At 36.4% G+C, this 21,619-nt stretch carries 26 protein-coding genes and 1 pseudogene; 10 read left to right on the top strand and 17 right to left on the bottom strand.

All coding sequences use genetic code 11. From position 1 onward, the window contains the following. Positions 1-12 precede the first annotated feature (12 nt). The 5 genes from AC6HVZ_RS14310 to AC6HVZ_RS14290 form a co-directional block, all read right to left on the bottom strand. A complete protein-coding gene (locus AC6HVZ_RS14310) occupies positions 13-462 on the bottom strand; it encodes a CotD family spore coat protein (protein WP_497558853.1) in 450 nt (149 codons plus the stop codon). Between the two features lie 94 nt (positions 463-556). Continuing rightward, a complete protein-coding gene (locus AC6HVZ_RS14305; protein ID WP_497558852.1) occupies positions 557-1,330 on the bottom strand; it encodes an ABC transporter permease in 774 nt (257 codons plus the stop codon). Continuing rightward, positions 1,308-2,291 carry an ABC transporter ATP-binding protein gene (locus tag AC6HVZ_RS14300; protein ID WP_497558851.1) on the bottom strand — a complete coding sequence of 328 codons (984 nt, stop codon included), beginning with the start codon at positions 2,289-2,291 and terminating at the stop codon, positions 1,308-1,310. The genes AC6HVZ_RS14305 and AC6HVZ_RS14300 overlap by 23 nt, the downstream gene beginning before the upstream one ends. A gap of 101 nt (positions 2,292-2,392) precedes the next feature. Then, entirely contained in the window at positions 2,393-2,953 is a 561-nt protein-coding gene (locus AC6HVZ_RS14295) for a DUF4269 domain-containing protein (RefSeq protein ID WP_497558850.1), read from the bottom strand. 17 nt (positions 2,954-2,970) lie between these two features. Continuing rightward, complete coding sequence (locus tag AC6HVZ_RS14290) at positions 2,971-3,759, bottom strand: MBL fold metallo-hydrolase (protein ID WP_497558849.1); 789 nt, start codon at positions 3,757-3,759, stop codon at positions 2,971-2,973. A gap of 166 nt (positions 3,760-3,925) precedes the next feature. Here AC6HVZ_RS14290 and AC6HVZ_RS14285 point away from each other — a divergent pair, with 166 nt between their 5' ends. Together AC6HVZ_RS14285 and yidC are read left to right on the top strand one after the other, a co-directional pair. Next, positions 3,926-4,300: a hypothetical protein gene (locus AC6HVZ_RS14285; RefSeq protein WP_497558848.1), complete on the top strand. Its 375-nt coding sequence runs from the start codon at positions 3,926-3,928 to the stop codon at positions 4,298-4,300. Then, entirely contained in the window at positions 4,249-5,013 is a 765-nt protein-coding gene (gene yidC, locus AC6HVZ_RS14280; protein ID WP_497558847.1) for a membrane protein insertase YidC, read from the top strand. The genes AC6HVZ_RS14285 and yidC overlap by 52 nt, the downstream gene beginning before the upstream one ends. Positions 5,014-5,065: 52 nt before the next feature. Here the strand turns inward: yidC and mscL are convergent, their stop codons facing one another. Beyond that, entirely contained in the window at positions 5,066-5,458 is a 393-nt protein-coding gene (gene mscL / locus AC6HVZ_RS14275; protein WP_497558846.1) for a large conductance mechanosensitive channel protein MscL, read from the bottom strand. Between the two features lie 327 nt (positions 5,459-5,785). Beyond that, positions 5,786-5,938 (bottom strand): small acid-soluble spore protein P, encoded by a 153-nt coding sequence (locus AC6HVZ_RS14270; RefSeq protein WP_497558845.1) that lies wholly within the window; start codon positions 5,936-5,938, stop codon positions 5,786-5,788. A 129-nt stretch (positions 5,939-6,067) separates the two neighbouring features. Between AC6HVZ_RS14270 and AC6HVZ_RS14265 the strand changes: the two genes are divergently transcribed. Then, a complete protein-coding gene (locus tag AC6HVZ_RS14265; protein ID WP_497558844.1) occupies positions 6,068-7,807 on the top strand; it encodes a SulP family inorganic anion transporter in 1,740 nt (579 codons plus the stop codon). Between the two features lie 113 nt (positions 7,808-7,920). Here AC6HVZ_RS14265 and AC6HVZ_RS14260 read toward each other — a convergent pair whose 3' ends face one another. Then, a complete protein-coding gene (locus tag AC6HVZ_RS14260) occupies positions 7,921-9,375 on the bottom strand; it encodes an IS66 family transposase (protein WP_497558843.1) in 1,455 nt (484 codons plus the stop codon). A 34-nt stretch (positions 9,376-9,409) separates the two neighbouring features. Here AC6HVZ_RS14260 and AC6HVZ_RS14255 point away from each other — a divergent pair. Continuing rightward, positions 9,410-9,696 (top strand): annotated as a pseudogene (locus AC6HVZ_RS14255) (transposase); the annotation flags it as partial. Positions 9,697-9,980: 284 nt separating this feature from the next. Here AC6HVZ_RS14255 and AC6HVZ_RS14250 read toward each other — a convergent pair. From AC6HVZ_RS14250 to AC6HVZ_RS14235, 4 genes are all read right to left on the bottom strand, one after another. Further along, entirely contained in the window at positions 9,981-11,189 is a 1,209-nt protein-coding gene (locus AC6HVZ_RS14250; protein ID WP_497558904.1) for an IS4 family transposase, read from the bottom strand. An 8-nt stretch (positions 11,190-11,197) separates the two neighbouring features. Beyond that, positions 11,198-11,977: a helix-turn-helix domain-containing protein gene (locus AC6HVZ_RS14245; protein ID WP_497558842.1), complete on the bottom strand. Its 780-nt coding sequence runs from the start codon at positions 11,975-11,977 to the stop codon at positions 11,198-11,200. Between the two features lie 183 nt (positions 11,978-12,160). Beyond that, positions 12,161-12,358, bottom strand: a complete 198-nt coding sequence (locus AC6HVZ_RS14240; protein ID WP_497558841.1) for a hypothetical protein — start codon at positions 12,356-12,358, stop codon at positions 12,161-12,163. A 3-nt stretch (positions 12,359-12,361) separates the two neighbouring features. After that, positions 12,362-12,592 (bottom strand): hypothetical protein, encoded by a 231-nt coding sequence (locus tag AC6HVZ_RS14235; protein ID WP_497558840.1) that lies wholly within the window; start codon positions 12,590-12,592, stop codon positions 12,362-12,364. A 150-nt stretch (positions 12,593-12,742) separates the two neighbouring features. On the opposite strand from AC6HVZ_RS14235, the gene AC6HVZ_RS14230 reads away from it, so the two are divergent. The 3 genes from AC6HVZ_RS14230 (at position 12,743) to AC6HVZ_RS14220 (ending at position 14,802) form a co-directional block, all read left to right on the top strand. Continuing rightward, positions 12,743-13,033, top strand: coding sequence for a hypothetical protein (locus tag AC6HVZ_RS14230; protein WP_497558839.1), 291 nt, complete (start codon positions 12,743-12,745; stop codon positions 13,031-13,033). A gap of 189 nt (positions 13,034-13,222) precedes the next feature. Next, positions 13,223-13,423 (top strand): cold-shock protein, encoded by a 201-nt coding sequence (locus AC6HVZ_RS14225; protein ID WP_497558838.1) that lies wholly within the window; start codon positions 13,223-13,225, stop codon positions 13,421-13,423. 455 nt (positions 13,424-13,878) lie between these two features. Further along, positions 13,879-14,802 (top strand): glycine betaine ABC transporter substrate-binding protein, encoded by a 924-nt coding sequence (locus AC6HVZ_RS14220; RefSeq protein WP_497558837.1) that lies wholly within the window; start codon positions 13,879-13,881, stop codon positions 14,800-14,802. 245 nt (positions 14,803-15,047) lie between these two features. Here the strand turns inward: AC6HVZ_RS14220 and AC6HVZ_RS14215 are convergent, their stop codons facing one another. The 3 genes from AC6HVZ_RS14215 to AC6HVZ_RS14205 form a co-directional block, all read right to left on the bottom strand. Continuing rightward, on the bottom strand, positions 15,048-15,398 hold the full coding sequence (locus tag AC6HVZ_RS14215) for a DUF2200 domain-containing protein (protein ID WP_497558836.1): 351 nt from the start codon (positions 15,396-15,398) through the stop codon (positions 15,048-15,050). A gap of 155 nt (positions 15,399-15,553) precedes the next feature. Next, a complete protein-coding gene (locus tag AC6HVZ_RS14210; RefSeq protein ID WP_497558835.1) occupies positions 15,554-16,483 on the bottom strand; it encodes a manganese-dependent inorganic pyrophosphatase in 930 nt (309 codons plus the stop codon). 128 nt (positions 16,484-16,611) lie between these two features. Next, on the bottom strand, positions 16,612-17,163 hold the full coding sequence (locus tag AC6HVZ_RS14205) for a hypothetical protein (RefSeq protein WP_497558834.1): 552 nt from the start codon (positions 17,161-17,163) through the stop codon (positions 16,612-16,614). Between the two features lie 132 nt (positions 17,164-17,295). Between AC6HVZ_RS14205 and AC6HVZ_RS14200 the strand changes: the two genes are divergently transcribed. The 3 genes from AC6HVZ_RS14200 (at position 17,296) to AC6HVZ_RS14190 (ending at position 19,342) form a co-directional block, all read left to right on the top strand. Further along, on the top strand, positions 17,296-17,748 hold the full coding sequence (locus AC6HVZ_RS14200; protein ID WP_497558833.1) for a DinB family protein: 453 nt from the start codon (positions 17,296-17,298) through the stop codon (positions 17,746-17,748). Beyond that, positions 17,749-18,867 carry an NAD(P)/FAD-dependent oxidoreductase gene (locus AC6HVZ_RS14195; RefSeq protein WP_497558832.1) on the top strand — a complete coding sequence of 373 codons (1,119 nt, stop codon included), beginning with the start codon at positions 17,749-17,751 and terminating at the stop codon, positions 18,865-18,867. 337 nt (positions 18,868-19,204) lie between these two features. After that, positions 19,205-19,342, top strand: a complete 138-nt coding sequence (locus tag AC6HVZ_RS14190) for a hypothetical protein (RefSeq protein WP_497558831.1) — start codon at positions 19,205-19,207, stop codon at positions 19,340-19,342. Positions 19,343-19,682: 340 nt separating this feature from the next. On the opposite strand, the gene AC6HVZ_RS14185 is transcribed toward AC6HVZ_RS14190, so the two are convergent. Continuing rightward, complete coding sequence (locus tag AC6HVZ_RS14185) at positions 19,683-20,369, bottom strand: hypothetical protein (protein WP_497558830.1); 687 nt, start codon at positions 20,367-20,369, stop codon at positions 19,683-19,685. 510 nt (positions 20,370-20,879) lie between these two features. After that, positions 20,880-21,524: a YczE/YyaS/YitT family protein gene (locus tag AC6HVZ_RS14180; protein ID WP_497558829.1), complete on the bottom strand. Its 645-nt coding sequence runs from the start codon at positions 21,522-21,524 to the stop codon at positions 20,880-20,882. Positions 21,525-21,619: the final 95 nt, after the last annotated feature.

Below are 21,619 nucleotides of genomic sequence, written 5' to 3'. Positions count from 1 at the left end.
CTTTTAGTTAAGTTAACACCATTTTTTTTGTTTTTTCCAATGATTTGGTCCGTGTCCATGATAACCTGGGCCCATCCCCGGTTGCATTGCTCCGGCTACTTGATTTCCCGATCCATATCCATATCCATGTCCTGCACCCGGCTGCATCACTCCGGCTACCTGATTTTCCGATCCATACCCGTATCCTGGGCTCATTGCTCCGGCTACCTGATTCCCCGGTCCAGCTGGAACATTGAATGATCCCCCATACGAATCTACACTGTTTGTTGTATTTTGTACAGATGTTGAATGCGGAAATACATGGTTATTTTTAACCGTATGATGATTCATTACAGTTGTATGGGAAGGATGAACATGGTTTACGCAGCTTTGTGAATATTGATCGACACAATTATACTTGGTAGGGTGAACAATTGTTTTGCAAGCATGACAACCACAATTCGGTCTATGACGATGTCTCATATTTAATCCCCTTTCTTGTTATAGGTTCACTATTAACCTATGGCAGGGGCTGAGGATATGTATAAGTCAAGTACCTACTTAAGGTAAAAAATCTTTAATAATGCGCTAATAATCCTTTATTCATGGCAACCCTCTCACAATAGACGAACACCCCAAGTCCTAATGCAAAGTAAAATATCGCACTAAAACCGAGAAGCATGAAATCCCCCATCGTAAACTGACCTAATGTTAAACCATCAATCATCACTTCTCGTACCAAATCAATTCCTTTTACAAACGGCAGATAGGCTATCACTGGTGAGAGTGACAATGGAACAAATGTCAGTCCCATTAAAATAAATTGTAAAATCTGCAAGAATGCCTGAACCTGCTTCAAAATGATGGATATGCCAGCAATGATAAATCCGACTCCAAACATACTGATCAATGTCAAAATAAGTATTGGCGCAATTGTGATCACATCTATATTCAGCCATTGGCCTGACGTAAGCATGGACACATATAGCAGCACGACAACAATAATTAAATTGATGATCGTTGTAGAAATCAAGCGAACAGTCATTATCCGCCAAATTCCCATTGGTGACATGGAAAGTTGTTCCAAAGTCCCCCGCATACCTTCATTTATCACTTCATACCCAATGCTATTAATCACCGTAATGGTTAAAAACCAAAAAATATAATTGACAATAACATACTGTGTATTCACGTCCTGTGTGCTTGGATCACCAATAAAGTGGATAGTCCCAAATAAGCCAAGGAATACAATATAAAAGGTTAAAAGCATTGCAATTGTATTTGGCAAATATCGCTTTAATTCAAGGTACTCTTTTCTCGTATTCGCCTTAAGAAGATTGAGCCATTTCATTTTGCGTATCCCCCTTTACAATTTTCATGAAAATTTGCTCAAAATTAATGGTACGTCGATCAATCGATTCTACCGGGGTACTTTCCAGTTTTAATACATCAAATAAATCATATATTTCCTCACTTTTAGCTAGATCAACTTCTAGCGTGGATTGAAAAGTATCTGGTGAGTATTCTAGATGAGGGAATTTTTCTTGTAATAAATGCAGCTGTTTTTCACTTAATAATCCGCCAAGTGTAATGGTATATGCACGAACATCGAAAAGTTTTAATAAATTTTCAACCTTGTCATCTGTAACAACTTTTCCTTTATTAATAATTACAGTTCGCTCACATAAATCCTGTACAACGTCCATATCATGAGAACTAATAATAATCGTCCGCTTAAAATCACGCACAATTTCTTTCAGCAATTCACGCACTTCATAGCCTGTTTCTACATCGAGTCCAAGTGTAGGCTCATCGAGTAAAATAACATCACTTTCCGCCAGCATTGCAACAGCTATCGCCAGCTTCTGCTGCATCCCCCGGGACAGACGGTTTACGAGTTCATTTTCCTTATCTTTCAGCCGGAATTTTACCAAAAGGTTATCAACACGCTCTCTGACATCCTGACGGGATAACCCCCGATTACCGGCAAAATATTCCAGGTTTTCCCTGACTGTTAAGCGCCAATACAAATTCCTGTTCCCTTCAAGCACTGCACTTATGTGGCTTAGTGCTCCCAGCCGTTTCTCACGAATATTAATTCCATTTACGGTAATTGTTCCGGAATCAGCAATTAACAACCCACAAATCATTTTAATTGTCGTTGTTTTCCCTGCTCCATTTGGTCCAAGCAGTCCCAGAATTTCACCTCGATTCACTGTAAAAGAAATATCATTTACTGCATGGATATATTCTTTAGACCTTCTTTTTTTGTAGATTTTCTTAAGCTGATTCACTTCAATTATCGCGTCCATTCATTTCTTCCTTTCTATTGGAAAGATTCTGATTTCCCTGTCTATAAAAAATTCTACCATGTCGTCACTTTTCCCTCTACTATCTGCAGCATGAAATATTCTCAGACTTGAGGCGGAGATTCTAGCTGATAACTCACAAATCCTCTTTCTTCTCCATAAGCTATAAGACCTTCATAGGGATCGCCAGCAATTCCTAATACCTCACAGAAGGCAGGTTCTGTTTTGTAGCCCCGCAATTTAAGATTAATCACTTGTTCCCTTAGATTAGGATTTTCGTCAATTAACGCTTTCTCTATCACCATGTGCAGAAATGCATGTTGTTGATGGACAGGCTGATTTTGACCAAACAATTCAAATTCAAAACCTTTATGAAAGAAGTTAGCTTTTACCACTTCTCTGTCTCTGATATTAGTTCGTGTACTACGAAAGCTTGCTTGGTTGTGATATAACGTTTTTATCTTTCTCTCAAAACACTCCAGTTCATTCACTTCCATGACTATATCAAGGTCTGAGTTAGCCAGATCAACCTCAATCGGAATTGTTCCACAAAGAACTGGTGTATACGCTGCTAAATCATTCATTATGTTTAAATGATGGATTGCAATATAAGCTTTTTTCTGTTTATCATTACCATCCTTTATATGTTCATAGGAGTTAAACATGGCACCCTCTCTTTCAATTAAAACTGCACGCTAAAACTTTCAAAATAGTGAATACCTGTTCCATGTCTTATAACATCTTTTTCACGCAGCTCTTTAACCGCTGCTTGAACTTCATTTAAAATCGCTGGATCCAATCCTAACTGATTATGTGATCCAAATACTTTGCTGACACCTTTCTGCTTAGCAATTTTATCTAATGAATTGACCAGGTCAACCGGATTTGTCGTTGGATAAAATGCATAGATTGGAGTCCCGATATACAATAAATCCCCTGTAAACAGATATCCATGCTGTAGTTCTAAAATACAAATATGTCCGGGTGAATGTCCCGGTGTATGTAGAATAGTTAGTTTGCGATTTCCTAACTCAATCACATCACCATCATTCAATACCCCTGTTGGTTTCCCTTGATAGGGCTTGAATGTTGATGGATCAAATATATCTGATGTTGGCTTTGTTATGTCCCTGCCAACATCTTTTCGAATCTGCTCGATACTTAATCCTTTAATTCCGTTCATTAACCAATCTGCATCCATTTTATGTACATAAACCTCGTTGAATTCCGCATGACTCCCAATATGATCCCAATGTACATGTGTAGTGATCACGATTATTGGTAAGTCTGTTAACTGATCCGTTATTCTTTTTATACTATCAAAGCCGAGTCCTGTATCAATCAAAGCAGCCTTTTCTTCTCCAATCAGCAAAAATGAATGTACCTTTTCCCAATGGCCATATTCACTGATGGCGAATGTTGTTCCATTTATTTTTTCTACCGTAAACCATGGATCTTGAATATAAACCATAATTAGCTCCCCATCTCTAAATTTATAAAACGTAAGGTAATCATAACAAAAATTATTATAATTTTGTGTACTTTTTTAATCTTAAACTTGTAAACATGGAAACCTTAAACGAATTGAAACGTACTAAAATTATACACTTGTAACAATTAGAAGGAGGTGACTACAGATGTTGATTGAGTTTTTATTTGATATATTGGGTGATTCCTCGTTGCTTTCCTTTTATGTAAGCTTGTTTTTATCTATTTTCTGTGCCTATCAAATTATCCACTTTTCTTTATCTAACATAAAGAAAATGAATGAATATTACACAAGAAAGCAGCATTCCTTTCAGGCACAACAAATCCCATTAGTGGAAGTTGTCGGTGTGGTTCTTGAAAAAAGAAACTGGCTAACAAATAAAATGAAGCGAATTGAAATACCAGATGATGATTCCGAAAATCATGCCTTCTCGTTCGTAAATAAAAGAAACATAAAACGAGGAGGACAACAATGGGAAAACATTCTGTATTCACTTTCTTTAAAAAATATCGGTTTACCTTAGTTTTATTATTAATCTTTTTAGCAGGCTGCCAAGGCACTACCAATATATCACCTATTTGGTTCAACAATTATTTAGTAGATCCATTTTCCTTTTTACTCAAGAGTTTTGCAGCATTCCTGAATGGTAATTATGGTTGGTCGATCATATTAATCACATTATTAATACGACTTGCGATCATGCCGTTCTTTTTGAAGCAAACAAAAAGCAGTCTTCAGTTACGTGGAAAACTGAGTATGCTGAAACCTGAAATGGATATATTAAATGAAAAATATAAAGGTAAAACAGATAGTGAATCACAAACCAATAAGCAGCAGGAGCTTATGGAGCTTTACCGGAAGCATCAAATGAATCCCCTTGCTTCATTTGTCGGTTGCTTACCAATGCTCATACAATTTCCAATCTTAATTGGTTTTTATTATGCGATTTTAAGTACACCTGAAATTGCTGCACACTCTTTTCTTTGGTTTCATTTAGGTCAGGCAGATATTCTGCTGACACTTATTGCTGTAGCCGTATATTTTTTCCAATTTAAAGTTTCTCAAATGGGAATGGATGCCCAGCAGAAAAAACAAATGGACATTTTAGGATTCATTTCACCACTCATGATTGGGATCATTTCCTTTAATGCACCTGCTGCTTTGCCATTATATTGGACAGTTGGTGGCATATTCTTGACTTTTCAAACATTGATTACTAGAAAATTATATTCTTAAACGTAAAATGGTTGTATTTGCTTCTTTCTTGGAAGCAATACAACCATTTTTTCTAGTTACTTGTTCTATTTTGTTCCTTCAACAAATCCCTGATCTCTGTTAAAAGCTCTTCCTGCACATTTACCTCTTCTGCTTCCTCAGTCTCTTCCTCTTCTTTTTTCCGTTTAAATTTCATTAACAACCGGATAAACAAAAAAATAGAAAATGCGACAATCAGAAAGTCAAAAATAGATTGAATAAAATTACCATATAATATTTCAGCAGACCCAACTTGAATAGATAAACCAGTAAAATTAATGCCACCAGCCATAACCCCAACAAGTGGTGTAATAATATTGTCGACCAATGAAGTGACAATTGCTCCAAAAGCCGCTCCAATAACGACCGCAACAGCCAGATCCATTACATTTCCTTTGAATGCAAATTCTTTAAAATCATTCCACATTTTTATCATCTCCCCATCTTAATCCGTTAACTACCAATACAATGTTAGTTTGAATAGCGCATAATTAAAATGATATTAGAAAACGTGGCATTTGCCAAGCCTTTAGACGGATGCCATAGTTCAGACGAATAATACTCTACGTCTGCGCTGTGCATGCTTACGAAGTATTTATATGCACATATGCAGATAGGACAAATATTAAACGTTTCCTGGAGCAGGGCATGGGTGTAGATCATTTAATTCATTATCCACAGTCCATAATTTTCACCATTTTCTATACACCAAAACAAGTACCCCAATTACAATTAGGATACTTGTTTATTGCTTCTATAATCCATGATGTGGGTTATGCTTTTGCCTGGAGTGATTTGCGTTTTTAACTTTTTTCGAGCCACTTAAAGGCTCCCCATATGGTTGGTCTGGACTTTGCGGTAATTTCGGGCGCTCCTGCTGCTTTGGACCTTTGGGTTTCCCTGCCATTTAAAATTTCCCCCTTTCCAATTTGTATTTAGTCTCTGACGATGATTGTAATTTATTCATTAAATTATTTTACATGGTATGATAGCTATTGGAGCCTAATTTAATTTTTTCAGAAGATAACTATAGGAGATGACACGAAAATTGTTCAGAGATGATCGCTTTAAAGGATTATCCTTTAATGACTTAAGAAAAGATTTAATCGCTGGAATCACGGTTGGGATTGTTGCAATACCGCTTGGAATGGCATTTGCGATAGCATCAGGAGTAAAGCCGGAATATGGTCTTTACACGACAATTATTGCCGGTTTACTTGTCGCATTACTCGGTGGTTCAAGATTTCAAATAGCCGGGCCAACTGGGGCATTCATCCCAATCCTATTGGCAATTGTTTTACAATATGGTTATGAGAATCTTTTAATTGCAGGATTCCTGGCAGGGATAATGCTCCTAATCATGGGCATTTTTAAATTGGGAAATTTAATAAAGTTCATTCCTCGTTCAGTTACAATCGGATTTACTACTGGAATTGCAGTCATTATATTTAGTGGTCAGATTGGTGACTTTTTAGGTTTGGAAGGACTTGAGAAAAAGGAATATTTCCATCAAAATATTATCCAACTATTACAGCATATTAATACAATTAATTGGTATAGTTTTCTCACTGCTGCTATCGGATTGTTAATTATAGTTTTTATTCCAAAATTCTTTCCAAGGGTACCAATACTTTTAGTTGCTCTACTAATACCAACCATAATTGCATTTTTATTCTATCCTGATAAGATTGCAACAATCGGAACTGCATTTGGGGGGATTTCACAATCGCTTCCCAGCTTTCATATACCGAAAATAAGCTGGGAGAAAATACTGATGCTGTGGCAGCCTGCCTTCGTAATAGCCATGCTTGGCGGGATTGAATCTTTATTATCAGCAGTTGTATCTGATGGGATGACTGGCAAACGCCACCATTCCAACCGTGAGCTGATGGGACAAGGAATTGCCAATATGGTCACACCATTATTTGGAGGAATTCCTGCAACAGGGGCGATTGCCCGAACTGCCACGAATATTAAAAGTGGTGCAGTCAGTCCATACTCAGGTGTTTTTCAAAGTATATTCGTTTTAATCACATTATTGCTACTTGCGCCCTATGCATCCCATATTCCGTTGGCAAGTATGGCGCCAATTTTAATGATCGTAGCTTTTAATATGAGTGAATACAAATCATTTTTCCATGTATTAAAACTAAAATCCAGTGATTCTCTGGTGCTAGCAGCTACATTTTTATTAACTGTTTTAGTCAATCTGACTGTCGCTGTACAAATTGGATTGTTGCTGGCAATGGTCTCCTTTATTAAACGAATGAGTGAGGTACTGGAGGTTGAAAAGGTTATTCCAGCTATATTAAAAGGTAAAAATGAATTACCGGAATCAGAGGATTTCGGCGTTAAGTGTCCACAGCTTGCCTTTTATACAGTTGAAGGTCCTTTATTTTTTGGAGCTGCAGATAAATTTGAATCAATGATTACCCGGTCCATTAATAAGCGTCCTACTGTTCTTGTACTGAAAATGAAGCATGTTTCGCTGATTGATGCAACTGGAGAAGCTAATTTACGATCGCTACTTAGAGACTTTAGAAAGATGGGTGGCAAAACTTTAATTGCCGAGCTTAATGATGAAGTTAATCAGACGTTTAAAACAAGTGGATTAGTTGATGAAATAGGTGCGGATCACTTTTTTAATAATGCAGCAGATGCAGTCGATTACGGATTACAATTGATTAATGTTGGAAAATGTCCTTCATGTTCCCGTACTGGTCAAGCTACCTGTCAGATTTTTAAAGAAAGCAATACAATTCAAAAATCCAGTTAGTATGGAAGAAAACCAAATCCCAGCACCATTTGGCAAGTTTCTATAAATATTGTTACTATTCACAGCCTACCTATTCTTGGCATGACAAATAAACCGATGGACGTTCAAATTTTTCATCGGTTTATTTGATTGGTTAAAATTTCTTTCAGTGTATATGGATTGCCTTCTACGGCTCGCTGCAAAGCGTCCAAAATATTAAAACCATGTCGTTTGCAGGTTTCTGCATAAATCCGAATGGTCGCATAATTTTGTGCGGATAGAATAGACTGAAATTGTCCAGCGATTTTCATCTTCGACTTTACACTTCGTAAACTACGTTCACTCGTATTGTTTGAAAAGGGAACGTTGAAGTCTAGCACCCAGTTAAAGTACTCCATCCGGTATTTCATTAGACGATTGAGTAAAGCCCGTTCTTTCCTTACATAATAGAGGTGATCGTCTTTTTTGTTTTCTTTATCACCTAAAAGCCAGCACTCGTTCAGCTTTATAAAGAAAGCATCTGCTTCTAGAAAGGAAAAACCGTCTACACCCTCGGCGATTAGTTGTTTTCTCTTTTTATGAGTGTCGCCGATTAGATTTGCGAGATCGTCTGCCCATCGATGCTGGGTATTATCTACACAGCTACGCAAATCTAGCAGTAAATGCACATTACACTCAACGTTTGTATAAGAGAACTCTTCACCATAGTTCATCGTGAGATGATCATGCATGACGGTTGTCGTCTCGTTGAGTAAAGTCAACAGTTGATCTTCAACGACACCCTTTTTATTCTTTTGCATATGTGCTTTATAGAGAGCGAGATATTCGTCTCCATAAAAACGCAGACAAGCACGATGCTGATTGACCATGATGACAGTATCGTCCCAATGAATCAGCGACTGTGTGAGAAGATGCTTATGCATTTCTTCCGAAAAAGGGGCTAATGTTTTGGAAGCTCGTCGATGTAATTTAGCTAGATAACCTTCACTTGGAACAATCTCACTAAACGTAAATCCCTTGATCATCTCTTGCGTTTTATTGATACTCACATTTCCTTCATTCATGAAAGTAAGTGCTATAGCTTGAACATGTGGACCATATTGATTTTCTTCTTTCAAACGGACTGGAATGGACGTGTGTGTTTTCCGATGACAATTCGTACACTGATACACGGGAAAATGATGGCGTTTTTTGACAAGGACAACCTCATAATCAAATTCATCTTTGGTTTTTCCATCATCTATTTTTTCGATGGTTCCTTGACAATGCGGGCATTCCAAGACTTTATGTTCCTCATACGCATTGATTTCTTGGTCATCGAATTTCTTGAGCGTATGCTTTTTATGTCCTGGTTGACCACCTTTCTTTTTCTTTGATTGGGAACGACTATTGGGAACGTGCTTTTTCTTTTGAAGGGGGGTTTGACTGGTAGGTAAGCCACTATTGGTACCATCCATTCCATTGATTTGATTCAGACGGGCAACTTCTTTTATGAGGGCTTCAACCTTTTTAGCTAGATTATCATTTTCTTTTTTTAGCTGATCATTCATTTTATCTTTTTGTTCAATCTGTTTGGTTAATCGTTGCATCTCTTTCCAATCAATTTTATGCTGAGCGGTTTATAGCGATCAGGGAAGTCAATTCACATCTAAAGATTATATTGACTGCATCAAAAAATATGAATCAATAAAAATCAGTATGGATGGGAGAGGACGCGCAAAGGACAATGCTAGGACAGAACGTTTTTTCCGAAGCTATAAATGGGAAAGACTTTATTTACTATATCCGGAAACAGTATTGGAATTAAAACAAATGACGAAGCTTTACATTGATCATTACAACTGGAGAAGACCCATCAGGCGTTGGAAGACAAGACACCGGCTACTGTACACTTTGGAAAGGATGCATAACCACAGCGAAGCTGCTTGCCCTTGACCGCCGTGCCACTCCTTAGTGATCGCTGGAAGGGGTCGGGGCCAATGTCATCAAGCTAAAATGGAAATAATTTACAGTTGAAATTCTAATAAATATTTGACGACAGTAATTTAGTAATTCAATCAATTAGCTTAAAAAAAAGCAATAGGATGCCCGGGATTTGTATTTCTATTTTTTTACAAATCCATATGAGTCCTTATCTATCAGAGTTTCGTTCAATTGCCTTTTAAATTTCCTCCTATCTTTTATTAAAATGAAATTATAAACATCTTTTCTGGTTGAGTGAATTCCTATTGGCATTTAGACCCATTTTGCGTGTATAGCTCCTCCCAGGACGGATCGCTATCTTGTTGCGTGAAATATCTTGCATAATTTGGTGAAATTTTGCTTGTCGTCTTTCGGGTTGATCTTCTAATAACAATTGAATCATTTTATTTTTTAATTTGCCAATAACAATATTTGTATTCGCTTTGTATTCATGTTTTAGTTGTTTCTCTTCATCTTCTTGGGCGATTATCTCATTTACTTCTTGTTTTACGAGAGCAACCATATTCGCTAAATAAACGGATGCATAAAAGTCTTGTTCTACGGAGATGACGGTATCTCCTGTGAAATTTTGGATCTGTAGTTTGTTTTTTAATTCATCATACTTTGTTTCAATCCCCCAACGTTTGAAGTAAAGTTCTTTAAAATCTTGAACTGTCAAACTTGGATCTAATAAAATAGTGATAAGAATTTCTTCAACACCTGAGTCTAACGTGAATCTTAGAACACGTAGAGGTATTGTCTTTCCATCTATCTCTAACTCTACGATTTGATCTGGTTCTTTTGCTTCCATGACTACTTTTAATGTGGATTTGGGCGCACGAATTAGGCAATGAACTCCACTATTGTATAAGTAGGAGATAAACTTCTTTGAAGGATATCCTCTATCAAAGAGGATAAGATCGTTCTTTAATCCCTTCATTTTCATCTTTTCTATCAGTTCCATGGCTATATCACGTTCAGCAGAAGTATACCGTGTGATAGTTGCTTCCATGATCATATCATTTTCTATATCATAGATACTGGATGCCATAGCTCGTGCAAGTTTAACCGTTTTGCTGCCTTCAGCATAACCATAGGCATCGCTTAGCCGTTCTGAATTATTTAGTTCAAAAATGGAACCATCAATTGCTGAGAGCCTATAGCCTTTGAATGTTTTAAAGGAATCGTCATCATAGAACCAGTCTGTAACTGCGTCAGTTAGTTTTATAAATGCATGAGGAGATATTTTTCGCCTAGCCTCAGAAAATGCCTGCTTACTGACTCTAATATCCGATTGGTTCATGAGGTCAAAAAGAGTATCCAACTCAATTTGGATACTCTTTTTTACAAAGTTAAAACTAAATAGAATGATGCTTTTAAACGATAGTTTGCCTTGCCGCGTAAAATAGGTTGGTTTCAATCGGGATTCACACATAAAAATAAAGTCGTTTAATAGATTTTCCGTAACCCGAATGGCTCACCAAATGCTATTACTTCACTTTTTATTGGAATATCCAATACAACGCTGAAATGATTCCATTCGTTTGTTCCTTTGATTGGACGATTCATCATATTATCAAAGGCAAGGACCTCCCCAGAAGAATGATCGACTCTCATCCACAAGCCAGCATTTTCTTTAACATCTGTACTTTTCACAAATACAGAAAATCGAACCCGTTCTCCCCGATATTTATCTGACTTAATTTGTTGCATCAATGTCACAAAACTTCTTGCTTTTTCATCTTTTGATTTCAAATATGCCGAGTAATTACCGCTATGTACAACACTGTTGTCTAAACCAGTTTCGTAATCAAATGGCGATTCACCTGTCATAATCCAACCGTTAGGTATGTTACTTTTAGTACTCACAATGAACTCTCCTTTGCTAACTAATTTTCTAAGCAGTTTCCGATATTCTCCTGGTGTCATGTCGTAAACTTTCTTAAAGGCTCTTGTAAAAGATTCCTGCGAATTAAATCGAAAGGTCATAGCTATGTCAATCACTCTTTGATCCGTAGTAATTAACTTCCTTGCACTTTGGGTCATTCGTCGTTCTCTTATATATTGAGCAATTGATTTACCAATAATCTTTCGGAAAATACGTTGAAAATGAAACCTCGAATAACCGACATGCTCAGCCAATAGGTTAAGTTGCAATTCATTAGTTAAATGTTGTTCAATAAAATTTAATGATCTTTGAATAGCCTTTTCATAATCTTGATAGGACATTTGGTCACCCCTTAACCTTACAAATCCAGTATAACTAAATATTTTTCAAGTAACTTGATTTTTTGTGCTAATGTTATAAAGGCGCAAACCTTATAATTAAGATTTGCGCCTTCTTCTACAATCTGACCTAATTCCAGTACAATCTTTATCAATAACAGTACTAATAATTGAATATGTTATGCCTTACAAAAGTGGCTTTTGATGAGGATGTCGAATAAGAACTTGATGTCCTGGAATATAAAACGAAAAATCCTGACGTTTAAAATACGTTTCAACAGTACTTTTTAAATACTCCGCAATTGGTGGCAGGTCTATGCTCCATCTCCATTTATCTAAATCCAATAATGATTGGATTGCAGACTTTCTCCAATGTGTCTCCATATCCTACCGCCTTAGCATGTTATTAATTTCTTCTTCGGATAAAATCGGATTATCACCGTCTAGTGCATGCAGCAATTGTTCCTCTTCCTGAGAATCTGTTACAATGTAGTCCGCACCATCGTTTGCCTCTTCAACCTCCATCAACAAAAATTTCTGTTCACCGACTTGAATATAGGCATTCCCTGTTTTAACGGCATCTTTAATGTCTTTGTGATCAACCTTAATTGGTTTCATAAACATCACCTACTTTAAAAAGTATTTATATTCATTATAAATGATTCGTAAACATCTAGCTACTCTGTAATTCCTAAGATTTACTATGTGATGGATTATTCTAAAGGAGGAACTGATTAATCAAATTGGACAGCTGACAGTGGATATGAATTGGCTAAAAAAACAACAACAGATCTCCGAGTGGAAGAGAAAAAAGCTTTGATAGACTTTGATAGTAAGCAGTTAACGGTCAAACATCAGTGTGAACTATTGAACCTGTCTAGGTCAACTGCTTATTATGAAATCAAGGTGCACCAGCCGGATCAAGAGGAAATCAATATCAAAAATGCCATTGATCGGATACATTATGATGAACAAGCATATGGCTGTCGCAGAATTCGAAAGGCTCTAGAGAAATTTGGGTTTTTCATAGGTATCAAGCGTACACACCGTTACATTTAAATATTTCCGATTTTATTAAGTTTTTTTTAATAAAGGTTTATATATTTTTATATATGTGGTATACTATTATTAATTATTGATGTTCGTTAGCAATACAAGATATAAATATTAAACTTTTAATGATTATCGTCTTGAATTTAGAACAAAAATAGTAATAATGTGCTACAAATGCACTTGGAGGAATTTAACATGAACAAAGGTTCAGTAAAATGGTTTAACGCAGACAAAGGCTTCGGTTTTATCGAAGTTGAAGGTGGAGACGATGTATTCGTACATTTCTCAGCAATTCAAGGCGAAGGATTTAAAACTTTGGATGAAGGGCAAGCTGTAACTTTCGATATTGAAGAAGGTAACCGTGGCCCACAAGCTACTAACGTTGAAAAAGCGTAACTAACTAATATGAAAGGACTTCTCACTGAAGAGAAGTCCTTTTTATTTTTCTATATTTTTTCTATTCTTGTAGCTTTCGAATAAAGTTCAATCATTTCATTAACCGAAATTCACTAAATAACGCATAGCTTAATAAGCGACTACCGCAATATTCCTCGCCAATTCCTCATCTTGTTTAACACCTAGTTTAAAAATGAGAAGTTTGTGTAATACTTCGTTATATGGAGTATATATGATTATTTCTATGAATTTTGAAATTCAATTACCTAAACATAACTTTATTATCTTACATTCTATAATACGGAGTTTTATCCACGTTTACTGGAAACCCCCTCTATAGTATAATTTTTCATTGGGTTTCCTGAATTTATTCATAAGTTAGTTATCGTTAAACTAAGATGGAAACATTTCAGGGCATATGTTCAGTCTTATTACATTAGAAGGGGGAAGAAAAGTTGAGAAAATTAAAGTTAATTGGGATAGCGTTTGCCTTGTCTTTTTCTTTATTGTTAACCGCCTGTGGTAATGACGGTAATGAAGAAGAAGCGCAGAATAATGGGAATGCAGGAGAAGGAACTGCCAATATAAGTGAAGCGGTCGATTATACTATTGTCGGCATAGAGCCTGGTGCAGGAGCAATGGGACTTACAGAAAGTACTTTAGAGGAGTATGAAAACTTAGAGGGTTGGACACTTTTAGAAAGTTCAACAGCAGGTATGATGACTGAGCTGGGTGAGGCAATTAATAATGAAGAACCAATTATTGTAGTAGGCTGGAATCCACACTATATGTTTGCTTCTCATGATTTGAAATATTTAGAGGATCCAAAAGGTACATTTGGTGAAGAGGAGAACATAAACACAATAACTAGAATTGGTTTAGAAGAGGACATGCCAAGTGCTTATGAAATTCTTGATCGTTTCAACTGGGAAGTAGAAGATATGGAAGGAGTCATGCTTGAGGCACAAGACACTTCGATCGAGGAAGCAGCGAGTGCTTGGGTAGAAGAGAACCAAGACAAGGTAAATGAATGGACTGAGGGTGTTGAACCAGTAGAGGGAGAAGAAATCGAACTCGTATTAACCCCGTGGGATTCAGAACGTTCTTCTGGTGAAGTGATGAGGCTTGTATTAGAAGAACAAGGGTATCAGGTAACATTAACACCTGTCGACCCAGCAATTGTATTCCAAGCAATTGCTAACGGTGAGGCTGATGCATCACTTGCTCCATGGCTGCCTATAACACACGGTGCTTTCTATGAAGAATATAAGGAAGATATTGTTGATTTAGGACCAAACTTACAAGGTACAATAATTGGTTTGACTGTACCTGAATATGTGGACATTGATTCGATTGAAGATTTACAGCCAAAAGAATAACAATACTTTTAGGGTCAGAATCACTTAATAAAGTGATCTGACCCTTTACTTATCTGCAATTCATATATACGAAATGCGATGTTAATTTATAATAACTTCTCGTTCAACCCCATTGCTTTAGCGAAAAAGCGAATCACCCTTGCAAAAGAACTTCCATTAAAATGGAGGTTCGATTTCTATTCCCTTATTCTTCGCTCTTCCAACTAGAAATGAAAGCAGTGTATTTTCGTTTATAACTTTTAGTACTATTTCCGCAAAATCTTCTCCATCGCTTTTCCCTTTGCTAACTCATCGATTAGCTTATCCAAATAGCGAATTTCCTGCATTGTTGGTTCTTCGATATCTTCCACTCGGACGCCGCAGATCACACCCTTGATCAAAGCACGCGCGCGATTCAGTTGAGGAGCTTCCGCAAAAAAGGTCTCAAAGTCTGTCTGTTTTTCCAGTTGTACTTCTAGCTCTTCCTGGTTATATCCTGTCAACCAACGGATGATTTCATCGACCTCTGATTTTGAACGACCTTTTTTCTCTGCTTTTGTAACATAATGGGGATAGACACTTGCGACACTCATTGTATAAATCTTATGGTTAGCCATGGTAAATTCCCCCTTCATTATTCCGTTAAATAGCTCGTTTATGGCATAAAACAATGTGGAAAACAAATTAACTATAATTCGATTAACCTTGCTCTAAATATCCAGCTACACCATTAACATCCAGATTTCATTCCTAGATATTAAAATTAACTACACTATTTACTAAATATTTCCGTCAAATTGGGAACAATTTGTTTTTTGCGAGATACAACACCTTTTAAAAGCGCTCTGTCATTTTTTAGATTTACTCCAAATGCCTGCTCTACTTTATCTCTTCCACTACCTAGTGCAAGAATTTCCGAGTCGTTATTTAAAATATCTGTTACAACAAATAGGAAAAGGTCAAGTTCTTTATTCTTGATTATTTGTGCAATTTCGGTAGTAATATCATCCTGAAATGCATAAACTTTACTTGTATCGACTGCATTCACCTGGGCAATTTCGACTTTAGCATCCCCCATTGCAAATACTTTGGCATCCATTGTTAACAGCTCTGTTACTGTTTTATCACTTAAATCAGCACCAGCCTGAAGCATCTCAAGTCCATAGATTTCCAGATTCACACCGGCAATTTCCGCTAGTTCATAGGCTGCATCCACATCTTCTTTCGTACATGTTGGTGATTTTAACAAAAGCGAATCGGAAACAATTGCAGACACTAATAGCCCGGCAATTTCTTTAGAAACAGGAACTCCATTTTCTTTATACATTTTATTCAAAATAGTTGCAGTACAACCTACAGGCTCTGCTCGAAAGTATAATGGTTCTTTCGTTTCAAAATTAGAAATTCGATGATGATCAATGACTTCAGCAATCCGAACATCTTTAATATTATCAACACTTTGCTGGAATTCATTATGGTCAACTAAAATAACGTCCTCAATATCTGATTCGACTTTTTCAATGAATTGTGGAGCTTCCACACCAAAATAATCCAATGCAAACTGTGTTTCTTTGCTGACTTCTCCAAGTCTTGCAGGCTCTGCATGAACTCCAAGTTTATTTTTCAAATTAGCATAGGCAAGTGCTGAGCAAATTGTATCCGTGTCGGGACTTTTATGACCGAAAATTAATGTTTTATTCATTTCGACGATTCTCCTTCTAGTATGTTTTCCACTTATAAGATTATCATAATTTAACATGTGATGAGTAGAAAATTACTCAACTGAACCTATTTAATTTTATCATAATCCCGAGTGCATCGGCAACGTGATCAAACTCTGTCATTATACCAGTTTGTAATTTTCTGTTTGGTCTCTGGATGATGAACTTCCTGTGCACTAAATCCTCCAACATCTACTATTTTTATAAATGCTCCCTCATCCTTTTGGAGCTTAACAACACAATATCCTTCCATTTGCGATGGTAAAAGTTCAATAATAGCAGCATCCGAATATAATTGATAAATTTTTTCAATATCAGTTTCATCCAATGTCCAATCCGATGATTTCTCAAGAACTTCATTTGATATATCTGATGGCTGTACTGCTTGATGATCCGCTTTAAACAATTTTAGCTCGGAAATTTCACCATATGTATTATGTAGTAATTTAATTACCTCCGATATCCCAATAATAATCATTCCATTGATCGCTGACTGAAATGCCATTTGAAAGAAAAACCTCCATTCTATCATAACCTCTTGATTTCCAAAGCCATCATCATAGAATGTATTACTCGCCATCATATATGCCTGAATAATTCCTATAACTATAACAGCAATACCAAACCAAAATAAAATTCTTCCTAATCTATTCTGCTTCATTTTTTTATCTCTCCCCTCTATATTATTATTCTTTATTAATCGTTATTTTCCTTTTAAAAATCGATTAATTTTACATTTCTCTTCATTATTCTTATGATGAATAAAGAACATAAAATAATGGAGGGATTCTTTATGTCGAAACAATTTGAAATGACCCGAGATGCTTTTCTTTCTTTTGTTAAAGAGCTAGACGAAAAAACGGCTGATATTCAAGCAAAGTATTTTAATAATACCATACGCTGGCATATTGGACATGTACTTGTAACCGCTGAAGGATTTTTATTTGGTTATCCGAGCCAATCTGCCAATTTCCCTGAAAGCTATAATAAGCTGTTTGCTAGTGGTACCAAGCCAGCTGACTGGGACATGGATGCACCTAAGCTTTTAGTGCTTGTAAACTATTTAGAGGAGCAACAGCCAAGAATTAATGAACTATCTGAAGATTTTCTTAAGCAGGATCTGCCATATTCATTGCCTTTTGGTAATTTTAAAACCTACGAAGATATTTTTGAAATGATAATTCAGCATGAAAATGAGCATTTGGGTAAAATGAAAGCAATGAAACAAGTAGTAAAGGCAGACTGAATGGCTGGGAAATTTATTATCATAGGTGGCGGAATTTTAGGAGTTTCAACTGCATATCAACTGGCAAAAAACGGTGCTGAGGTCATTGTAATAGACCGGAAAGATAATGGCCAGGCAACGGACGCAGCAGCAGGAATTGTCTGTCCATGGCTTTCCCAAAGACGTAATAAAGCATGGTATCATTTAGCAAAAAATGGAGCACGTATATACCCTCAACTGATCGAGGAGCTTGCAGCAAAGGGAGAAAACGATACAGGCTATGCCCAAGTTGGAGCAATCAGTCTTCACACAGATGAAGGAAAACTAGCTGCAATACGTGATCGGGCGGTAAAACGCAGGGAAGACACTCCGGAGATTGGCGAAATTACCCTGCTTGATTCTGCGCAATCAAAGGCTAAATTTCCGCTTTTGCATGATGGATATGGATCCGTTCATGTAAGTGGTGCTGCCAGAGTGGATGGTCGTAAACTTCGGGATGCATTACTAAAAGAGGCACAGAAGCATGGTGCTTCATTACTTTATGGTAGTGCCAGCATCATGCATGCGGGGTCACAGGTTACAGGTGTTAAGATTAATGATGAAGTTGTTGAAGCAGATACAGTTATTGCTGCAACCGGGGCTTGGATGAATGAACTTTTAAGGCCATTGGATGTAGAATTTGATATTACCCCGCAACGTGCACAAATCATGCATGTTAAAGTACCCCATATGGATACGTCAAAATGGCCTGTCGTAATGCCACCAACGAATCACTATTTATTAGCATTTGACGATAGCAGAATTATTCTTGGTTCAACACATGAAGACGAGACTGGTTTTGATTATCGAATTACGGCAGGAGGACAGCATGAAATATTAACAAAAGCATTGGATGTAGCTCCAGGACTGGCTTCTAGCACCGTTTTGGAAACAAGGATAGGTTTTCGCCCGGTTACACCAGGTTTTCTTCCTGTGATCGGTCCACTTCCCGGCTTTGATGGACTGTTGCTTGCAAACGGGCTTGGTGCATCCGGTTTAACAATGGGACCATATATTGGCTTGCAACTAGCTCATTTGGCTCTTGGCAAGGAGATCGACATTGATTTAACTGATTATGAGGTGGCTGGAGCAATACGGTAAAACTTTAGTTGGTGAGGTATTTCCCGCTTGTGCGTCTGGATTAGTTGCGAGAGAAATATAATTAGTTGAGAGAAACTTACATAAAGTTGAGAGATAATTATGTAGTCTTGGTTTATCTCCAAACTTCGGGCGTGCTTCTCTCAACACCTCTTAAGAAACTAACATATTATTACTATACCATATTGTCTGTTATTCGCAGGAACATCTGTAATCGTTAACATTAAGTGAAATCTCCATTTCATATTGTTTTTCAGCTCTTTTAAATATAAAATAGGATTTACAGTAAACGTTTGATTTGGTACGCTTAAGCTAGCTACTCCTACAAGGGGGATTTATAATGAAAGGTAAAAAAGCTGTCTTTATAGTAATAATTGCTACACTCGCTGTTCTTGTTCTTTGTTGGTTTTGGCTTCAAAATGTTATTGAGGAATATGATTTGGATCGAGCAGATACGAAAACGATTGAAATTAAGTGAAACTTCATTCAGTGGGGGTTTTCTTTTCATTTTCTTTTCATCCCCCACCGAATGTTAGCACCGCACGGTATGACCTAAAGGTCCTTGAACCAATCGGGCCGTTACTGGCTGTTGGATCTCCCCCTTAGAATTTTATGTTCCCTTAATTCTTGAAGTGGGAGTATTACAGTCAGTTACACTGCGATAAATATGTATTAACAGATAATGACCAAAGGAGATTCCTCTGGTCATTTATGATTGTTTGGACTCTTTAGTAGGCTGCCACTTTATCTTATTCATATTTTCAACAAAAATAATTCTAATTTTGCCATTGGATAATTGATTAATTATTTTCGTCACATTAGAATTCATTCAAAGAACCTTCAATCAGTTTGTCCAGCTTTTTAAGTGTAATTGTAATCAATGAAGGAAAAAGATGCGGGTTAAACTGGTAATTTGGAGAAATAGAATGCTTTTCATAGTAAGGTAATATTTCATGAACTATCTTTTGTGTTAGCGGTATAGGAATGTGAAATAACCCACCTGGAGTGGTATAGATTCCATCACCCATTGGCAGCAATAGACCAATTATCATCTCCCCTTTTTCAGGAGCCTGAAATGTTTTATTGTAAATCCCTACAATTTTATTCTCACCGTCAATTACATCGCTTAATAAAAAAACTCTTCCACTCTCACTATTTGTGTTGTCAACATAATAATAACCTGGATTTAGATTGAGCCAGCTTACTAGTACTTCCTTTACAGCAGGACTTATTTTCTGCCATTTATGTTTATTATAATGTAAATACTGTTGATAAATGGTTAATCTCTTTTCAGTAGGGGAACAAAATATGGTCCACCATACTAATTGCGGAAAAACTCTATCCACCAATACATCCGAAACATTCATACTTGTAATCATTTCTTCCGTACTTCCCAAAATGGTTTGGTAAAATCGATTCACTGAAAAATTAAAAATGTCATCAAAAATCTCTAATAATTTATTTTGGGTTTGATCCGGAAAATAAATAACATTAGAAGTTTGCATTTTCATTACACTCCTTCTCTTTTTGAATTTTTTATTATTCTAGCATGTAATGAAAAATGCTGCAGAAGTTAAAATATTGTTTTGCAAGGGGAATAAGCACTGATAATTCAATTTTCCTCTAGAGCATATTTTAATTTTATTAGCCATTTAGGATCGTATTTTATAAATTTAACTATTTTAGAAAACGTGGCAATCATAAAAGGACTTTTGCAAGCGTATTTTGCTTTTTCAGAAGCACTTATAGGAGTGCAAGCATTTGGACTAATTAACTTAGATTAACGAAAAACACTTTTCGTCAGCGATCAGAATATCACTTATACACTTATACACTTAAGGAGAAAGTAAATTTTTTAGAATTTCCTAACGAAAAAAAAAGACAGGACTCTTCCTGCCTACTTTCACCTGGCAAATTCAAATCCGTTTATCATCATACTCAATTATTCCTAACATCACATCAGTCCCAATAAAGTGCGCTTGTTTATAAAAATATGCACTTCTATTTTGTTAAAACTATGCACTTGATTTAGAATATTGCTTTTTCAGATATCGCTCTTGTAGGATGGCAATAACCTTTTTAAATTGTTCAAGAGAAAAAGCAAATATTGGACTTTGTATAAAAGTAAAAATAAATGTGATGATAAATACCGGACCTCCCAAAACCAGTCCAATCAGCAACACCAGCGTTTCCGTAATGATCCTCACCTTGCCAACGGATGCACCAAGCTTATCTGAAATAGAAAGCATAAATCCATCCCTGGGTCCTGCTCCCACTTCAGCTGAATTATACAGACCACCGCCCAGTCCCATAATAATGATTCCAGTAATTATGATGATGATATCTGTCCATGTATGGGTTGCATTTGGAAGAAAATCCAGCCATAGAAAAAGATCGACAAACGCTCCCACAAGAATAGCATTTAAAAAAGTCCCTATTTTTATATAACTTTTATCCAGTATCCATGAAATAATGATTAATAAAATAGAAATAATAATTGTCCAGGATCCAATCGATAAGCCCGCTTTTTCATATAAGGCAACATTCAGAACATCCCACGGGTGCACACCTAAATGCTGCATTTTCAACGTAATCGTTATGCCAAAACTAAACACCACAAGACCAGACATGTAAAATATCCAGCGAATTACACGTATCATATATTCCCTTCTTTCTATCTTAGTCTAATAACTTAAGTTTCGCACCTTGATAACTTAATAAAAAGAGCCTTCTTAAATAAGATAAAAAGACATAA

The organism is Oceanobacillus sp. NCCP-135, assembly GCF_059698015.1.
Note: the sequence above shows the minus strand (reverse complement) of the source record. Positions and strands in the feature narration are given on the sequence as shown.